Origin of the sequence: Thioalkalivibrio sp. ALJ21 (genome assembly GCF_000378605.1) — a bacterium.
Classification (GTDB): Bacteria; Pseudomonadota; Gammaproteobacteria; order Ectothiorhodospirales; family Ectothiorhodospiraceae; genus Thioalkalivibrio.
In genome coordinates this window covers 761,611-775,969 of the sequence record NZ_KB905155.1, presented here as the reverse complement: position 1 = coordinate 775,969, position 14,359 = coordinate 761,611, and the positions used below count along the sequence as shown (strand labels likewise).

The 14,359-nt window shown below is 64.9% G+C and carries 15 protein-coding genes; all 15 read left to right on the top strand.

The window, feature by feature from the left end; all coding sequences use genetic code 11:
- The first annotated feature begins 3 nt into the window (after window positions 1-3).
- Window positions 4-1,662, top strand: a complete 1,659-nt coding sequence (gene fliF / locus F579_RS0103625) for a flagellar basal-body MS-ring/collar protein FliF (RefSeq protein ID WP_019024231.1) — start codon at window positions 4-6, stop codon at window positions 1,660-1,662.
- Window positions 1,649-2,665: a flagellar motor switch protein FliG gene (gene fliG / locus F579_RS0103620; RefSeq protein ID WP_019024232.1), complete on the top strand. Its 1,017-nt coding sequence runs from the start codon at window positions 1,649-1,651 to the stop codon at window positions 2,663-2,665. Before fliF ends, fliG begins: the two co-directional genes overlap by 14 nt.
- Window positions 2,662-3,363, top strand: a complete 702-nt coding sequence (locus F579_RS0103615) for a FliH/SctL family protein (RefSeq protein WP_019025579.1) — start codon at window positions 2,662-2,664, stop codon at window positions 3,361-3,363. The genes fliG and F579_RS0103615 overlap by 4 nt, the downstream gene beginning before the upstream one ends.
- Window positions 3,360-4,736, top strand: a complete 1,377-nt coding sequence (locus F579_RS0103610) for a FliI/YscN family ATPase (RefSeq protein ID WP_019024234.1) — start codon at window positions 3,360-3,362, stop codon at window positions 4,734-4,736. The genes F579_RS0103615 and F579_RS0103610 overlap by 4 nt, the downstream gene beginning before the upstream one ends.
- 1 nt (window position 4,737) lies before the next feature.
- Complete coding sequence (locus tag F579_RS0103605; RefSeq protein WP_026301034.1) at window positions 4,738-5,190, top strand: flagellar export protein FliJ; 453 nt, start codon at window positions 4,738-4,740, stop codon at window positions 5,188-5,190.
- A gap of 63 nt (window positions 5,191-5,253) precedes the next feature.
- Window positions 5,254-6,348, top strand: a complete 1,095-nt coding sequence (locus tag F579_RS0103600) for a flagellar hook-length control protein FliK (protein ID WP_019024236.1) — start codon at window positions 5,254-5,256, stop codon at window positions 6,346-6,348.
- Window positions 6,349-6,637: 289 nt separating this feature from the next.
- On the top strand, window positions 6,638-7,126 hold the full coding sequence (gene fliL / locus F579_RS0103595) for a flagellar basal body-associated protein FliL (protein WP_019024237.1): 489 nt from the start codon (window positions 6,638-6,640) through the stop codon (window positions 7,124-7,126).
- A gap of 8 nt (window positions 7,127-7,134) precedes the next feature.
- Window positions 7,135-8,109 carry a flagellar motor switch protein FliM gene (gene fliM / locus F579_RS0103590; RefSeq protein WP_012982564.1) on the top strand — a complete coding sequence of 325 codons (975 nt, stop codon included), beginning with the start codon at window positions 7,135-7,137 and terminating at the stop codon, window positions 8,107-8,109.
- Between the two features lie 12 nt (window positions 8,110-8,121).
- Entirely contained in the window at window positions 8,122-8,733 is a 612-nt protein-coding gene (gene fliN, locus F579_RS0103585) for a flagellar motor switch protein FliN (protein ID WP_019024238.1), read from the top strand.
- A gap of 3 nt (window positions 8,734-8,736) precedes the next feature.
- Window positions 8,737-9,180 carry a flagellar biosynthetic protein FliO gene (gene fliO, locus F579_RS0103580; RefSeq protein ID WP_019024239.1) on the top strand — a complete coding sequence of 148 codons (444 nt, stop codon included), beginning with the start codon at window positions 8,737-8,739 and terminating at the stop codon, window positions 9,178-9,180.
- Window positions 9,180-9,947: a flagellar type III secretion system pore protein FliP gene (gene fliP, locus F579_RS0103575; protein WP_019024240.1), complete on the top strand. Its 768-nt coding sequence runs from the start codon at window positions 9,180-9,182 to the stop codon at window positions 9,945-9,947. Before fliO ends, fliP begins: the two co-directional genes overlap by 1 nt.
- Window positions 9,948-9,957: 10 nt before the next feature.
- Window positions 9,958-10,227, top strand: coding sequence for a flagellar biosynthesis protein FliQ (fliQ, locus tag F579_RS0103570; protein ID WP_012982568.1), 270 nt, complete (start codon window positions 9,958-9,960; stop codon window positions 10,225-10,227).
- 18 nt (window positions 10,228-10,245) lie between these two features.
- Window positions 10,246-11,007: a flagellar biosynthetic protein FliR gene (gene fliR, locus F579_RS0103565; protein WP_012982569.1), complete on the top strand. Its 762-nt coding sequence runs from the start codon at window positions 10,246-10,248 to the stop codon at window positions 11,005-11,007.
- Window position 11,008: 1 nt separating this feature from the next.
- Window positions 11,009-12,160 carry a flagellar biosynthesis protein FlhB gene (gene flhB, locus F579_RS0103560; protein WP_019024241.1) on the top strand — a complete coding sequence of 384 codons (1,152 nt, stop codon included), beginning with the start codon at window positions 11,009-11,011 and terminating at the stop codon, window positions 12,158-12,160.
- Entirely contained in the window at window positions 12,160-14,271 is a 2,112-nt protein-coding gene (gene flhA, locus F579_RS0103555; RefSeq protein WP_019024242.1) for a flagellar biosynthesis protein FlhA, read from the top strand. Before flhB ends, flhA begins: the two co-directional genes overlap by 1 nt.
- Window positions 14,272-14,359: the final 88 nt, after the last annotated feature.

Sequence of the window (14,359 nt, the reverse complement as noted above, 5' to 3'; positions counted from 1 at the left end):
CTCATGGCCGAGAACGCACAATCCCTGCCGACCGTAATCACGGGCGGTATCCGCGAGTTCAATGGCATGCCGGCGGGGCGTCAGCTTGCGCTGCTGGGCATGCTGGCCGGCGCGATCGTGGTGATCGTGGCGGTATTGTACTGGGCCTTCCGGCCGACGTATGTGCCGCTGTTTCCCCGCATGGAGAGCGAGGAGGCGGCGGAAGTCGTGCAGGCGCTTTCTCAGGCGGGAATTTCGTACCAGGTGGACGCGGCGACCGGGCAGGTGAAAGTGCCCCAGGGGGATGTAGCCGAGGCCCGCCTGCAGCTGGCATCGGAAGGCCTGCCGCGCTCGGGGGATGTGGGCTTCGAGCTGTTGCAGGAAGACACCGGGCTGGGGACCAGCCGCATGGTCGAGGGGGCACGCTTTCATCGCGCGATGGAGGGCGAGCTGGCGCGTACTGTTGCGTCCCTGGACGCGGTCGAACGGGCGCGTGTGCATATCGCGCAGGCCGAGCAGTCGGTATTCGTGCGCGATCGCCGGCCCGCCAGTGCCTCGGTGGTTGTTCATCTGCGCGGTGGACGCTCGCTCTCCGATTCGCAGGTGGCCGCGGTCGTGCATCTGGTGGCCTCCAGCACCTCGGAGCTCGAGGCGGAGCGGGTGACGGTGGTCGACCAGAGGGGCCGCCTGTTGACGCAGGACGGGGCCGATCGCGGCGGCATGGCCAGCAGTGATCGCCTGTCCTTCTCGCGCGAGGTCGAACAGCGCTATGCCGAGCGGATCCATGATCTGCTGGCGCCGATCGTGGGCTCGGACAAGGTGCGAGTCCAGGTCAATGCCGATATCGATTTTTCGCAGGTGGAACGTACCGAGGAGCTCTACGACCCGGAGACCATCGCCCTGCGCTCGGAGCAGACGCGCGAAGACGAGCGTACCGGGATGGACGGGGGCCCCGCTGGCGTCCCCGGTGCCCTTACGAATCAGCCGCCGGAGGGTGGCGCGGTTGAAGACCCGGAAGGCGAGATGGCCCCGGCCCCGTTGCCGACGAGCCGGAGCGCCAATGTTACGCGTAACTATGAGGTCGATCGCCGCATCAACCATATCCGCGAGGCGCCGGGCGGTATCCGCCGGGTGTCCACCGCGGTCGTGGTGGACTTCCGTGAGCAGGTGGGCGAGGACGGCGCCACCGAGAGCGTGGCGCGCGATGCCGAGGAGCTGGAACGGATCGAAGCGCTGGTGCGGGAAGCGGTTGGATTCTCGGAGGCCCGAGGCGATACGCTGAACGTCGTGACGGCGCCCTTTGAGGCCCCGGCGGAAGAGATGATCGAAGACGAGGTGCCGTTCTGGTCTCAGTCGTGGTTCCTCGAGATGGTCAAGATCGGCGCAGGCCTGTTGCTGGCGCTGATCCTGCTGCTGACGGTGGTGCGCCCAGCGCTCAAGCAGCTGATGGCGAGCCCGCCGCGTGATCGGCGGGCCGACCAGCAAAGGGCGCTGACGGACGAGTCGGAGGACGATAGTGCCGGTGCCCCGGCGGGGTCGCAGTCCGCCGTGGCCGCACTGACGGGCCCCAAGGGGCCGGATCAGCAGGAGATGGATCTCGAGGCGGTACGCGAGATGGTGCGCGAGGATCCGAAGCGCGTGGCACAGGTAATGAAGACCTGGTTGGGTGATGATGGCCGTTGACAAGCAACCCAAGAAGCTCGATGGCGCGGAACGCGCCGCGGTGTTCATGATGAGTCTCGGCGAGGATGCCGCCGCCGAGGTCATGCGCCATATGGGGCCCAAAGAGGTGCAGAAGATCGGGACCGCGATGGCCTCGATGGACCGCATCTCGCGCGCGGATGTGGACTCCGCGCTGCACGATTTTTCCACGCATGTGCAGGAACAAACTGCGCTCGGCGTGGGGGCCGATGAGTACGTGCGCAGCGTGCTGGAGAATGCCCTTGGGGAGAAGGCCTCGGGCGTGATCGACCGGATTCTGCTGGGGCGCAATTCCAAGGGCATCGATGCCCTCAAGTGGCTGGACCCGCGCGCGATCGCCGACATGCTGCGCAACGAGCACCCTCAGATCGTCGCGATTGTGCTGTCGCACCTGGATTCCGATCAGGCATCGGACACGCTGCAATACCTGCCTACCCGTGTGCAGACGGACATCGTGATGCGGATCGCGACGCTGGACGGCATCCAGCCGCAGGCGCTGCAGGAGCTGGATGAAATCCTGGATCGGCAGCTGTCGGGGAATGCCGCCAGCAAGACCTCGATGCTGGGTGGGGTGCGCACAGCGGCTAACATCATGAACCTGATGGAAGGCTCGCGCGAGGCCGAGATCATGGAATCCATCAAGGAGTCCGATTCGGATCTTGGCGGGCGTATCGAAGAAGAGATGTTCGTCTTCGAGAACCTGGTGGATATCGACGATCGTGGCATCCAGACCCTGCTGCGCGAGATCTCCACCGATTCGCTGGTGCTGGCGATGAAGGGTGCCGACGAGGAGCTTCAGGACAAGATTTTCCGCAATATGTCCAAGCGTGCGGCCGAGATGCTGCGTGAGGACCTGGAGGCCAAGGGCCCGGTCCGCGTGAGCGAGGTCGAGGCGGCGCAGAAGGAGATCCTGGCGGTGGCTCGTCGCCTCGCCGAGAACGGCGAGATCGTGCTCGGCGGGCAGGGTAGCGAGGCGATGTTGTGACGTCCCGTCCCGGCGCTCAGGTGCGGGTCCATGACCCCGATGCGTCGGTTTGGGAACCGCCCGAGATTGGCGATGAAGGGCTGCGGCCGCCTCGGCGGCTGCCGACGGCCGCCGAGATCGAGGCGATCGAGGAACAGGCGCGTCAGAATGGCTTCGAGGCCGGATACGCCGAAGGCCACGAGGTCGGGAAACAGGAGGCCGAGAAGGCCGCGCGGGCAAAGTCGGACAAGCAGCTGCGCGAGACAGTCGCCAGGCTGGAGTCACTGGCGGGTGGTCTGACCGACCCGTTGGCCGAAGCAGCCGACCAGCTGGAGCCGGAGCTTCTGGCGTTGACCGTCGCCCTGGCCCGCAAGGTGCTGGCTGCGGAGCTGGAGACCCGACCGGAACTGATCGAACAGGTGTTGCATCAGGCCTTGGCACAACTGCCTGGGCGGAGTCAGGAAGTGCGGGTGCATGTGCACCCGGATGACCGCAATTTGCTGGACGAATATGCCCAGTCGCTGGATACGCGGGTGCGCTGGGTCGCGGATACGACCCTTGCGCGGGGTGGCTGCCGCGTCGAGTCGGGCGCGGCGTCTGTGGATGCCTCGCTGGAGCGCCGCCTGCAACAGGCGGTAGAGGCGGTCTGGGGCGATCTGGCCGAACCTGCCCGTCCGGGGGCGCCCGAGGATGCTTCGGCATCGGAGGATGATTCATGAGCGCGCCCGTCGACACCCTGCGCAAGCGCGGGCAAGAGCAACTGACCACCGGGCTTCTGGATCGTCTGCAGCAGTCGCGTGGCCGGCTGGAGCGCGTGCAACCGCCACAGTCCGAAGGCCGCCTGTCGCGGCTGACGGGCCTGACCTTCGAGGCTGAGGGTTTGCGCCTTCCGATGGGTGGCCGGGCGCTGATTCACGGCGAGAATGGCGCGGCCGTCCCGGCGGAGGTGGTGGGGTTTCAGAACGACCGCACCTTTCTGATGCCGGAGGAGCTGGCCTCGGGCCTGACGCCTGGTGCGCGCATTGAACCACTGGATATCCAACGCGAGATCCCGGTCGGGGACGCGCTGCTCGGGCGCGTGATCGATGCCAATGGCCAGCCGCTGGATGGGAAAGGGCCCTTGCGCGCGCGCGACCACAGTCCGCTGTCGGGCCGCCCGATCAACCCCTTACAGCGGGCGCCGGTGCGGGAACCGCTGGATGTCGGGATACGCTCGATCAACGGGCTGCTGTCGGTCGGGCGGGGGCAGCGGCTGGGCCTGTTCGCCGGCTCCGGTGTCGGGAAGAGTGTCCTGCTCGGGATGATGACGCGCAATACCAACGCCGATGTGATCGTGGTTGGACTGATTGGCGAGCGTGGTCGCGAAGTGAATGAATTCATCCACGAGATCCTCGACGAGGAGTCACGCCAGCGCACCGTTGTCGTGGCAGTGCCCGCCGACCAGTCGCCGCTGCTTCGCCAGCACGGGGCCTGGGTGGCCACCACGGTGGCGGAGTCGTTCCGCGACCGTGGGCTCAATGTACTGCTGTTGATGGATTCGCTCACGCGCTTTGCTCAGGGGGCGCGCGAGATCGCGATGGCGATTGGCGAGCCACCGGCCTCGAAGGGCTATGCCGCCTCGGTGTTCGCGCGTCTGCCGCAACTGGTGGAGCGGGCCGGCAACGGGGATGTGGGCGGTGGTTCGATCACGGCGTTCTACACGGTGCTCGCCGAGGGGGATGACCAGAACGACCCGATCGTGGATGCGGCGCGTGCGATCCTCGATGGGCACGTGGTCCTGTCGCGCGAGATCGCGGAGACCGGGCGCTATCCCGCGATCGACGTGTCGGCGTCGGTCTCGCGAGTGATGAGCGCGCTGATCACGCCGGAGCACGAGCAGGCGGCCCGGCGCTTCCGGGATCTGGCCTCGACCTACATGCGCAACCGCGACCTGATTGCCGTGGGTGCCTACCGCAGGGGGGCGGATACCCATCTGGACGAAGCGGTGGCGATGCACGAGCGGCTGGAGGCCTATCTTGGGCAGGGCCGCGACGAGGCGGTCGGGTTTGATCAGGCCCGCGACGAACTGCTGGCCTTGATCGGGGGCGCCTGAAATGGATTCTCGGCGGCTGGAACGTCTTTTGCGTATGCGACGCATCGAGGAAAGTGAAGCCACGCGCCAACTGGGGGCGCGACTGCAACAACTGGACGCTGTCGAGACCCAGCGGAGCCAGCTGGAGGGCTATCAGCTCGAGTATCTCCGCGCGCCACTGCCCGATGACACAAATCAGCTCAAGTGGCTTTCCGGGATGCGGGATCAACTGCGGCATGCCCTGGAACAGCAGGATCTTCGCGCGCAGGCCGCGGGTGCCCAGGCGGAGCAGGCACGCCAGGAGTGGCTGCTCCGCCACCGGGCGGTGATGTCCCTGGAAAAGCTCCTGGAGCGCCGAATTGCTGAACAGGAGCGGGAGGCCGACCGCCGACGCCAGCATGAGCAGGACATGTGGGCGACCCGGCAGGTGCACACGCGCACGCAGGATGCGAACAACGACTGGCAAGAATCTTGAATAAGCTGACCAGGAATGCCCGGCAACGGTTGCCAGCCGGGCAATGAATCAGAGGATCCATTGATGATCGCGACAGGCAATGCCGGTCAGGGGATGATGCCGCTGCTGCAGTTGTTGGGGGCTGGCAGTGACCTCAAGGACCTTCAGGCGCTCGAAGGCCTCGAAGGGCTGAAGGACCTGAAAACCGCAGACGGCGCGGGCTTCCTCGATATTCTTCAGCCGCAGCTCGAGGCGCTGCTGGTCGATCTGGGCGTCGGTGAAGAGGAGCTTGAGGGGCTCGATCTGGAGGGCATGCTGGCCCGCTTGCAGTCCCTGATGGACGAGGGAGAACTGGCCGTCGAGATCGAGCCGGGCGGCAAGGATTTGCCGCTGGCCGCGCTCATGACGGCAGTGGATGATCGCCCTGGTCCGCCCGCTGCGCGGATGGACCGCGCCGATGACAGCGGTGGTGCGCGCGAGATCAAGCCGTTGCCGGCGGCGGTCATGCGGCTGTTCCTCGAGTCCAGCCAGGGCCCGACTGGCGCGGCTGGTTCGGGCAGTGGGGCGGGTACCGAGCTGCTGGGTCCGAACAGTCGCCTTTCGCGTGAAAATGTGCTGGAACTGCTGGCGCAATGGATGTCCCAGGGGACGGACACGCAAAGGGGGCAGGGACGCGCGGAACCCCTGGCCGGTATTCTGCCGGCGCATGCACAGGCTGCGGAAGGTAGCGAGGGCTCACGCAGTCCGCTGCGCCTGGACCTGGCGCGGCTGCTGCAGCCGGGGGGCGAGCGCGAGCTGACGGACCAGATCCGCATGCTGGCGCGTGCCCAGGGCGGCCGTACGGAGATCAAGCTGCACCCGCCGCAACTGGGGACACTCGATGTCCGTCTGAACGTCGATGGTGATCGGGCCACAGTCCAGTTCATCAGTGCAAATCCGGTGACCCGCGAGGTCCTGGAGGCGGCGATGCCCCGGCTGCGTGAGAGTCTCGCCCAGAGTGGGCTTACGCTCGAGGATGCGACCGTGTCCGATCAGGCGACCGAAGAGCGCGAAGGTCAGCAGGCATTGGCTGACGGGCAGCGGGCTGGGAACGAGGGCGATGAGCCCGAGGCCGAGGGCGAGCAGGCCACGGGTAGCACCCTTTCGATCCTGAACCGCCGGCTCGACCTCTTTGCCTGAGTAAGTCTGTTTGCAAGAGACCGGGTGCGTAAACCCGCCCGGTCGTTCCTACCCCCGGTTGTTGTGCCGCCAAGATCCCGTCTTCTGCCGGGTTCGGGGCGGCTGAATCTTGACGATTCCCTTTTTTGTTCCTGGCTGCACCCCTCCAGTGTTCTCTTGGATTCCGCGTAAGTAGCGGAAATAATTATATAAAATGATGTTGGCACTGCCTTTGCTATGAGTTCAGGCAATAGTCAGCGCGATCCCGTGCCGTCAACATGGACGGATTCACGAATCTCGAGGGTGGGAAATGGCGGAGAAGGAAGTCGAACTGGGTGAAGAAGGCGCCGGCAAAAAGGGCAAGAAGGGGCTGATCTGGATTGTCATTTTACTGGTGCTCGTGTTCGCCGGGGCCGGCGCCGCGGCAGCGTGGTTTTTCTTGTCCGGCGGTGGCGAGGAAGAGACCGGCGAAGAAGGCCCTGCCGAGCGCCACTACCACGGACTGGAGCCGATGACCGTGAACATTGATGGGCCCGGACGCATTCGCTATCTCCGGCTCGAGCTAAGCGTCGTGACAACCGACCCCGAGGTGATTGCAGCGCTGCAGCGGCATATGCCGGCCGTTCGCAATGATGTGCTGGGCCTGCTTGGAGAGAAACACTACGACGACCTCAATACGCGTGACGGGAAGGAATCGCTTGCCGAGGAGCTGCGCGAGGCGATCGCCGAGATCCTCGAGGAGCGGGACGCACCACATGATGTGGAAGCGGTGCGCTTTAACGAACTGGTCATGCAGTAGGCACCACGATGGCGCAAACGGACATCCTCAGCCAGGACGAAATCGACGCCCTCCTGCACGGCGTCGATGACGGCGATATCGAAACGGATGATCCGTTTCCGAATGACGGAGAGGCCCGCGAGTTCAACTTCGCGACGCAGGATCGGATCGTGCGTGGGCGCATGCCCACGCTGGAGATGATCAACGAGCGCTTTGCACGACACCTTCGGGTGCGCCTGTTCAATATGTTGCGTCGCTCCGCGGAGCTCTCCGTAGTCGGCACGCGTGTTTCGAAGTTCTCGGAGTACATGCACTCGTTGTTCGTGCCGACCAGCCTGAACCTGGTGCGGGCCCATCCGCTACATGGGACCGGTCTGTTCGTGTTCGATCCGAAGCTGGTGTTCATCCTGGTCGACAACTTTTTTGGTGGCGACGGCCGCTACCACACGCGCATCGAGGGGCGTGACTTCACGCCGATGGAGATGCGCGTGGTCCACGGCATCCTCGAAGGCGCATTCGAGGACATGGTCAAGGCCTGGCAGCCGGTGATGGATCTGCGCTTCGAGTTCCTGAACTCGGAGGTGAACCCGCAATTCGCCAATATCGTATCGCCCACCGAGATCGTCGTGATTAGCGAGTTCCATATCGAGCTCGATGGTGGCGGCGGCAATCTGCATTTCACCTTGCCGTACTCGATGATCGAGCCGATCCGCGAGCAGCTGGACACCGGGCTGCAGTCGGACCGATCGGACGTGGATCAGCGCTGGATGAAGGCGCTGGAAGAGGAGATCCAGGACGCGGAAGTCGAGGTGAGCTCCACCCTGACCGAGACCGAGGTGACGGTGCAGGAGCTGCTCGACATCCAGCCGGGCGACATTATCCCGATCAATCTCCCCGAGACCGTTACATTAAAAGTCGAAGATATCCCGCTGTTTCGAGGGAAGTTTGGCGTATCCGATGGCAAGAATGCGATCCAGGTGACGGATCGCATTATCAAGCGATAGAGGGCTGCACTCATGGCAGACACCGAAGACCAGAAGAAAGACGACGAAAATCAGGCCTCCGAGGAGGAGGGCGATGTAACGACCGAGGCGACTGCAGAAACCGCGTCGGGTGACACCGAAGGAGATCAGGACGCCCTGGCGGACGAATGGGCCGCCGCGCTGGCCGAGCAGAAGGACACCGACGGCGAGCCGGCCGCCGATCCGGACGAACTGCTGAATCAGGCCCAGGCCAGCAGTAGCGGAAGTGAATCGGCCGATGCCCTGATGGGGGCGGAGAAAAGGGAGCGCAAGCACAAGCCCGATCCGGAAGCCGAACCCCTGAAGCCGGAGGAACTGGCAGCCTCGGCCGGCATGTCGGCCGAGGACATCAATTTGCAGATGGTGCTGGATGTGCCGGTCACCATCTCGATGGAGATCGGTCGCAGCCGCATCCCCATTCGCAATCTGTTGCAGTTGAACCAGGGGTCGGTGGTGGAGCTCGACCGGCTCGCGGGGGAGGCGTTGGATGTGCTCGTGAACGGGACGCTCATCGCGCATGGCGAGGTGGTCGTGGTCAACGAGAAGTTCGGCATAAGGCTGACTGACGTGATCAGCCCAAGTGAACGCATTCGCAAGCTCAAGTAACTGATGACACTTCGATTTGCACATTGGCTGGCAGTCCTCGGACTGGCCGGCACAGGGGGGCTCTGGCCTGCGATCGGCCTCGCCGAGGAGGCGAACGGCGGGATCTCGGCCGCCGCCCACCTGACGCAGATGATCGGCGGGCTGGTCATCGTGATCATCGCGATCGTCGTTCTGGGCTGGATTCTTCGCCGGACCCAGGGGGGGCTGAGCCGGGGTTCGCAGACCATCGAGCTGGTGGCGGTGCGCTCGGTGGGGACGCGCGAGCGCCTGATGCTGGTCCAGGTAGGGGACGAGCAGGTTCTGATCGGGGTCGCACCCTCGGGGATGCGTACCCTGCACACGCTGCGGGAGCCGGTCAGCGTCGAGGAGGCGACGACGCCTGACTTCTCCAGTGCGCTGCGCCGAGCCGTCTCGGGTCGGCGCGAGGCGGGAGGCGAGCGGTCGTGATGGCGGGCCGGCTCAGGTACCTGCCGCGCGCCGTTCTGGCTCTGGCGCTGTTGCTGCTTCCGGGGCTGGCCTGGGGTCAGTTCGGCGGCGAGGGGATCGAGGCCCTGACGGTGACCACCGACGGCGAGGGTGGCGAGACCTATTCCGTCACCCTGCAGATCCTGCTGCTGATGACGCTGCTGACGTTGTTGCCGGCGGCGCTGATCATGATGACGGCCTTTACCCGCATCCTCGTGGTGCTGGCGATCCTGCGCCAGGGCCTGGGGACGACGCAGACCCCCTCGAACCAGATTCTCATCGGCCTGGCCTTCTTCCTCACGCTGTTCGTGATGGCACCAGTATTCGACGAGATCTACGAGACCGCGGTCGTCCCGTACATGAACGAGGAGATGGGGACCGAAGAGGTCCTGCAGGCCGGCGTGCAGCCACTTCGCGAGTTCATGCTCGCACACACCCGCGAGAGCGATATCCGCATGTTCGCCGAGATCAACGGCATCGACGGATTCGATGACGCCGATGACATCCCGCTGCGCCTGCTGGTACCCGCCTTCGTGACCAGCGAACTGAAGACGGCATTCCAGATCGGCTTTCTGATCCTGATTCCGTTCCTGATTATCGACCTGGTGGTGGCCTCGGTCCTGATGTCGATGGGGATGGTCATGTTGTCGCCGCTGATCATCTCGCTGCCGTTCAAGGTGATGCTGTTCGTCCTCGTCGATGGCTGGGCGCTGATGATGAACACGCTCGCCACCAGCTTCTTTGTCTAGGGGATACGCGATGACACCCGAAATGGTGGTTGATGTCGGGCGCGAGACGCTCACGGTCGTGGTCCTGTTGGCCGCGCCGCCGCTGCTGACGGCCCTGGCCGTAGGTCTGGCGATCGGGATGCTGCAGGCCGCGACACAGATCCAGGAGATGACGCTGTCTTTCATCCCCAAGCTGCTGGCGATGTTTGCCGCCTTGCTGATCTCGGGGCACTGGATGCTGGCATTGATCATCGAATACACGGAGCGGCTCTATGATGCCGCGCCGGGCATGGTGGGGTAGGCAGACGTGAACCTTGCCATGGAGCAGATCCTCGTGTGGGTGGGGGCGGTCATGTGGCCGTTCGCCCGCATTGGGGCGATGCTCCTGGTGATGCCGGTGTTCGGCGGTGACCAGCTCACCGCGACGGTGCGCATCCTGTTCGCCCTGGTGCTGGCGATCTTCGTGGCCATGCAGGGTCCGGCGCTGCCGGCGGTGGACCCGATCAGCATCGAGGGCGTAGTGGTAACCGTGCACCAGATCCTGATCGGTCTGGTGATGGGCTTCATCCTGCAGATGGTGTTTTCCGCGCTGACGCAGGCCGGCGAGGTGATCGCGCTCTCGATGGGTCTTGGTTTCGCCTCGATCGTGGATCCGGCGCAGGGCGTGCAGGTGCCGGTGGTCTCCACGATCTTCGTGATCATGGCCACGCTGATCTTCCTGGCGATGAACGGGCACCTGATCGCGCTCGAGCTGCTGCTGACCAGCTTCGAGACGCTGCCGGTCGCCCCTTCGGGGCTGGATGCCGAGGCGCTGGCGTCGCTGATCGCGTTTGGCAGCGTGATGTTCCAGGGGGCCGTGCTGGTTGCGATCCCGGCGGTGGCCTCGCTGCTGCTGGTCAACCTCTCGATGGGGGTGATCACGCGGGCCTCGCCGCAGCTGAACATCTTCGCGGTGGGCTTCCCGATGATGATCCTGATGGGCTTCATCCTGCTGATGCTGACCATGCCCGGACTGCCGGAGCGGCTTGGGGATCTGTTGTTCGACGGCTTTGGCCTGATGCAAGCGATGCTGGGGTTCTAGGATGGCCGAGAACGAGAGCGGACAAGAGAAAACCGAACAACCGACTCCGAAACGCCTGCGCGAGGCGAAGGAGAAGGGTCAGGTCCCGCGTTCGCGGGAACTGTCGACTTTCCTCGTACTGATGGCGGCCGGCGGTTTCATGACGTTCTTCGGTCCGACGCTGGGCGGGCAGCTGGCCGAACAGACGGCCGGGCGCTTCGATATCGAGCGTGATCTGGCCTATGACAGCTCGCTGCTGCTGCCGTATCTGTCGGAACAGATCTTCATGACGTTGCGTACGCTGCTGCCCCTTTTCGGGGTGCTGATGGTCGCGGCGGTACTGGCGCCGATCCTGATCGGCGGCGCCAACTTCTCCTGGCAGGCGGCGAAACCCAAGGCCTCCAAGCTGAACCCGCTCAAGGGTCTCAAGCGCATCTTTTCGTGGCAGGGCCTGATGGAATTTGGCAAGACCTTCGCCAAGTTCGTGCTGGTCGCGGGGGTCGCGATGTCAGTGTTGTGGACCTTCTCGGATCGCCTGCTGATGCTCGGGTACGAGCCCCTCGAGCAGGCGATCGCGCATGCGGCGCAGCTGGCGCTGGGCACCTTCGTTGCGGTCTCGGCCGCACTGATCCTGGTGGCCGCGATCGACGCTCCGTTCCAGATGTGGAACCACCAGAAGCAGCTGCGCATGACGCGTCAGGAGCTGAAGGACGAATACAAGGAGACCGACGGCAAGCCGGAGGTCAAGCAGAAGGTCCGGCAGTTGCAGCAGGAGATGGCGCAGCGCCGGATGATGGAGGAGGTACCGAAGGCCGACGTGGTCATCACCAACCCGACCCACTATGCGGTGGCGATTACCTACGAGGCCTCGCGCATGGCCGCGCCGAAGCTGGTGGCCAAGGGCGTGGACGAGGTCGCGGCCTCGATCCGCGCGGTTGCGGACGAACACAAGATCATTCGCGTCGAGGCACCCCGGGTGGCCCGCGCCATCTACTTCACCACGGATCTGAACCAGGAGATCCCGAACGGGTTGTTCGTCGCGGTCGCGCGCATCCTCGCCTACGTCTATCAGCTGAAGCGCTCGGATGCAGACGTCGCGATGCCGGATGACCTGCCGGTGCCGGAAGACTATCTCGATCCGCAGCAGCAGCGCGGCCGTCGGAGGAACCGCTAATGGCCTTCTTCGACCGCCTGGGAACTGTCGGCAAGTGGGGCCTGGGGGCGCCGATCCTGTTGATCGCGATGCTCTCGATGATGGTGCTGCCGCTGCCGCCCATCGCCCTGGATGTCCTGTTCACCTTCAATATCGCGCTGTCGCTGGTCGTGATCATGGTCGCGGTCTACACGCCGCGCCCACTGGAGTTCGCGGTCTTCCCGACGGTGCTGCTGGTGGCCACGTTGCTGCGCCTGGCGCTGAACGTGGCCTCCACGCGTGTGATCCTGCTGGAAGGCCACACCGGCACCGATGCGGCAGGCCAGGTGATCCAGGCCTTCGGCGATTTCGTCGTGGGTGGTAACTACACTGTCGGTCTGGTGGTGTTCGCGATCCTGATCATCATCAACTTCGTGGTGGTGACCAAGGGCGCGGGGCGTGTCTCCGAGGTCAGCGCCCGGTTCACCCTGGATTCCATGCCCGGCAAGCAGATGGCGATCGACGCCGACCTGAACGCCGGCCTGCTGACCCAGGAAGAGGCGCGCAAGCGCCGCGAGGAGATCGCCAGCGAGGCCGACTTCTACGGCTCGATGGACGGTGCCTCGAAGTTCGTGCGCGGCGATGCGATCGCCGGGATCCTGATCCTGTTCGTGAACATCATTGGCGGGCTGACCATCGGCACGCTGCAACACGGCATGTCGATGGGCGACGCCGCGACCAACTACGTGCTGCTGACCATTGGCGATGGCCTGGTCGCGCAGATCCCGTCGCTGGTGCTGTCCTCGGCCACGGCGATCATCGTGACCCGCGTATCCAGCACCCAGGACATGGGCCAGCAGGTCTTTGGCCAGATGTTCTCCAACCCGCGCGTGCTGTATGTGGCCGGCGGCGTGATTGCGGTGCTGGGCCTGGTGCCGGGCATGCCCAATGCGGTCTTCCTGGGCCTGGCCTCGCTGGCCATCGGCTCGGCCTACCTGATGCAGCGGCGCGAGCGCGAACAGGCCGTGGAGGTAGAACGCGTACCCGACGAAGCGGCGGAGACCAGTCCGGAAAATCGCGACCTCACCTGGGACGACGTGCCGCCGATCGACCTGGTCTCCCTGGAAGTCGGCTATCGCCTGATCCCGCTGGTGGATCGCACCCAGGATGGCCAGCTGATGGGGCGGATCAAGGGTGTGCGCCGCAAGCTCTCCCAGGAGCTGGGTTTCCTCCTGCAGCCGGTCCATATCCGCGACAACCTGGAACTGAGTCCGAATGCCTATCGCATCTCCCTGCTGGGTGTCACGGTGGCGGAGGCCGAGGTCTTCCCGGATCGCGAGCTGGCGATCAATCCGGGTGAGGTGTTCGGCACCGTTCCGGGCACGCCGACCAAGGACCCGACCTTCAATCTTGATGCCCTGTGGATCGACCCCGCCGATCGTGATCAGGCGCAGGGCGCCGGCTACACCGTGGTCGACTGCTCGACCGTGATCGCCACGCATCTGTCGCAGGTGTTCCGCGAGAACGCCCATCGCCTGATTGGTCACGAAGAGGCCCAGCACCTGCTGGACCAGCTGGCCCGGCACTCGCCGAAGCTGGTCGAGAACCTGGTGCCGAAGACGCTCTCGCTGTCGGTGATCCTGAAGGTGCTGCAGAACCTGCTGGCCGAGCAGGTCTCGATCCGCGACCTGCGCACGATCGCCGAAACCCTGGCAGAGGAGGGTGTGAAGAGTCAGGATCCCGGCGTTTTGACCGCGGCCGTGCGTGTCTCGCTGTCGCGCTCGATCGTGCAGGACCTTGTGGGACCGGACGATGAGCTGCCATTGATCGCGCTCGATCCCTCGTTGGAACAGCTTTTGCATAAGTCTCTTCAGGGCAGTAATGGCGAGACCGTGGGGCTGGAACCGGGCCTGGCGGAACGCCTGCAGCGCTCGGTGTCCGAGGCGGCCCAGCGCCAGGAGGCCAGCGGCCAGCCGGCCATCCTGGTGGTGGCCCCGGAAATCCGCTCCTGGATTGCCGGGTGGCTCCGTGGAGCCGTGCGCAGCCTGGCGGTGCTGGCCTTTACCGAGATCCCCGATAACCGGCGGATCCGCGTGGTGGCCACGGTGGGCCAGGAAGATCCGGCCCGGCAGGCGACGCCCACGGGCGCCTGAGACGAACAGTAGCGATCGGATACGAGAGGGAAACACTGATCAGTGTTTCCCTTGAGCGTAACGGGAGAACAGCGATGAATGTGAGACG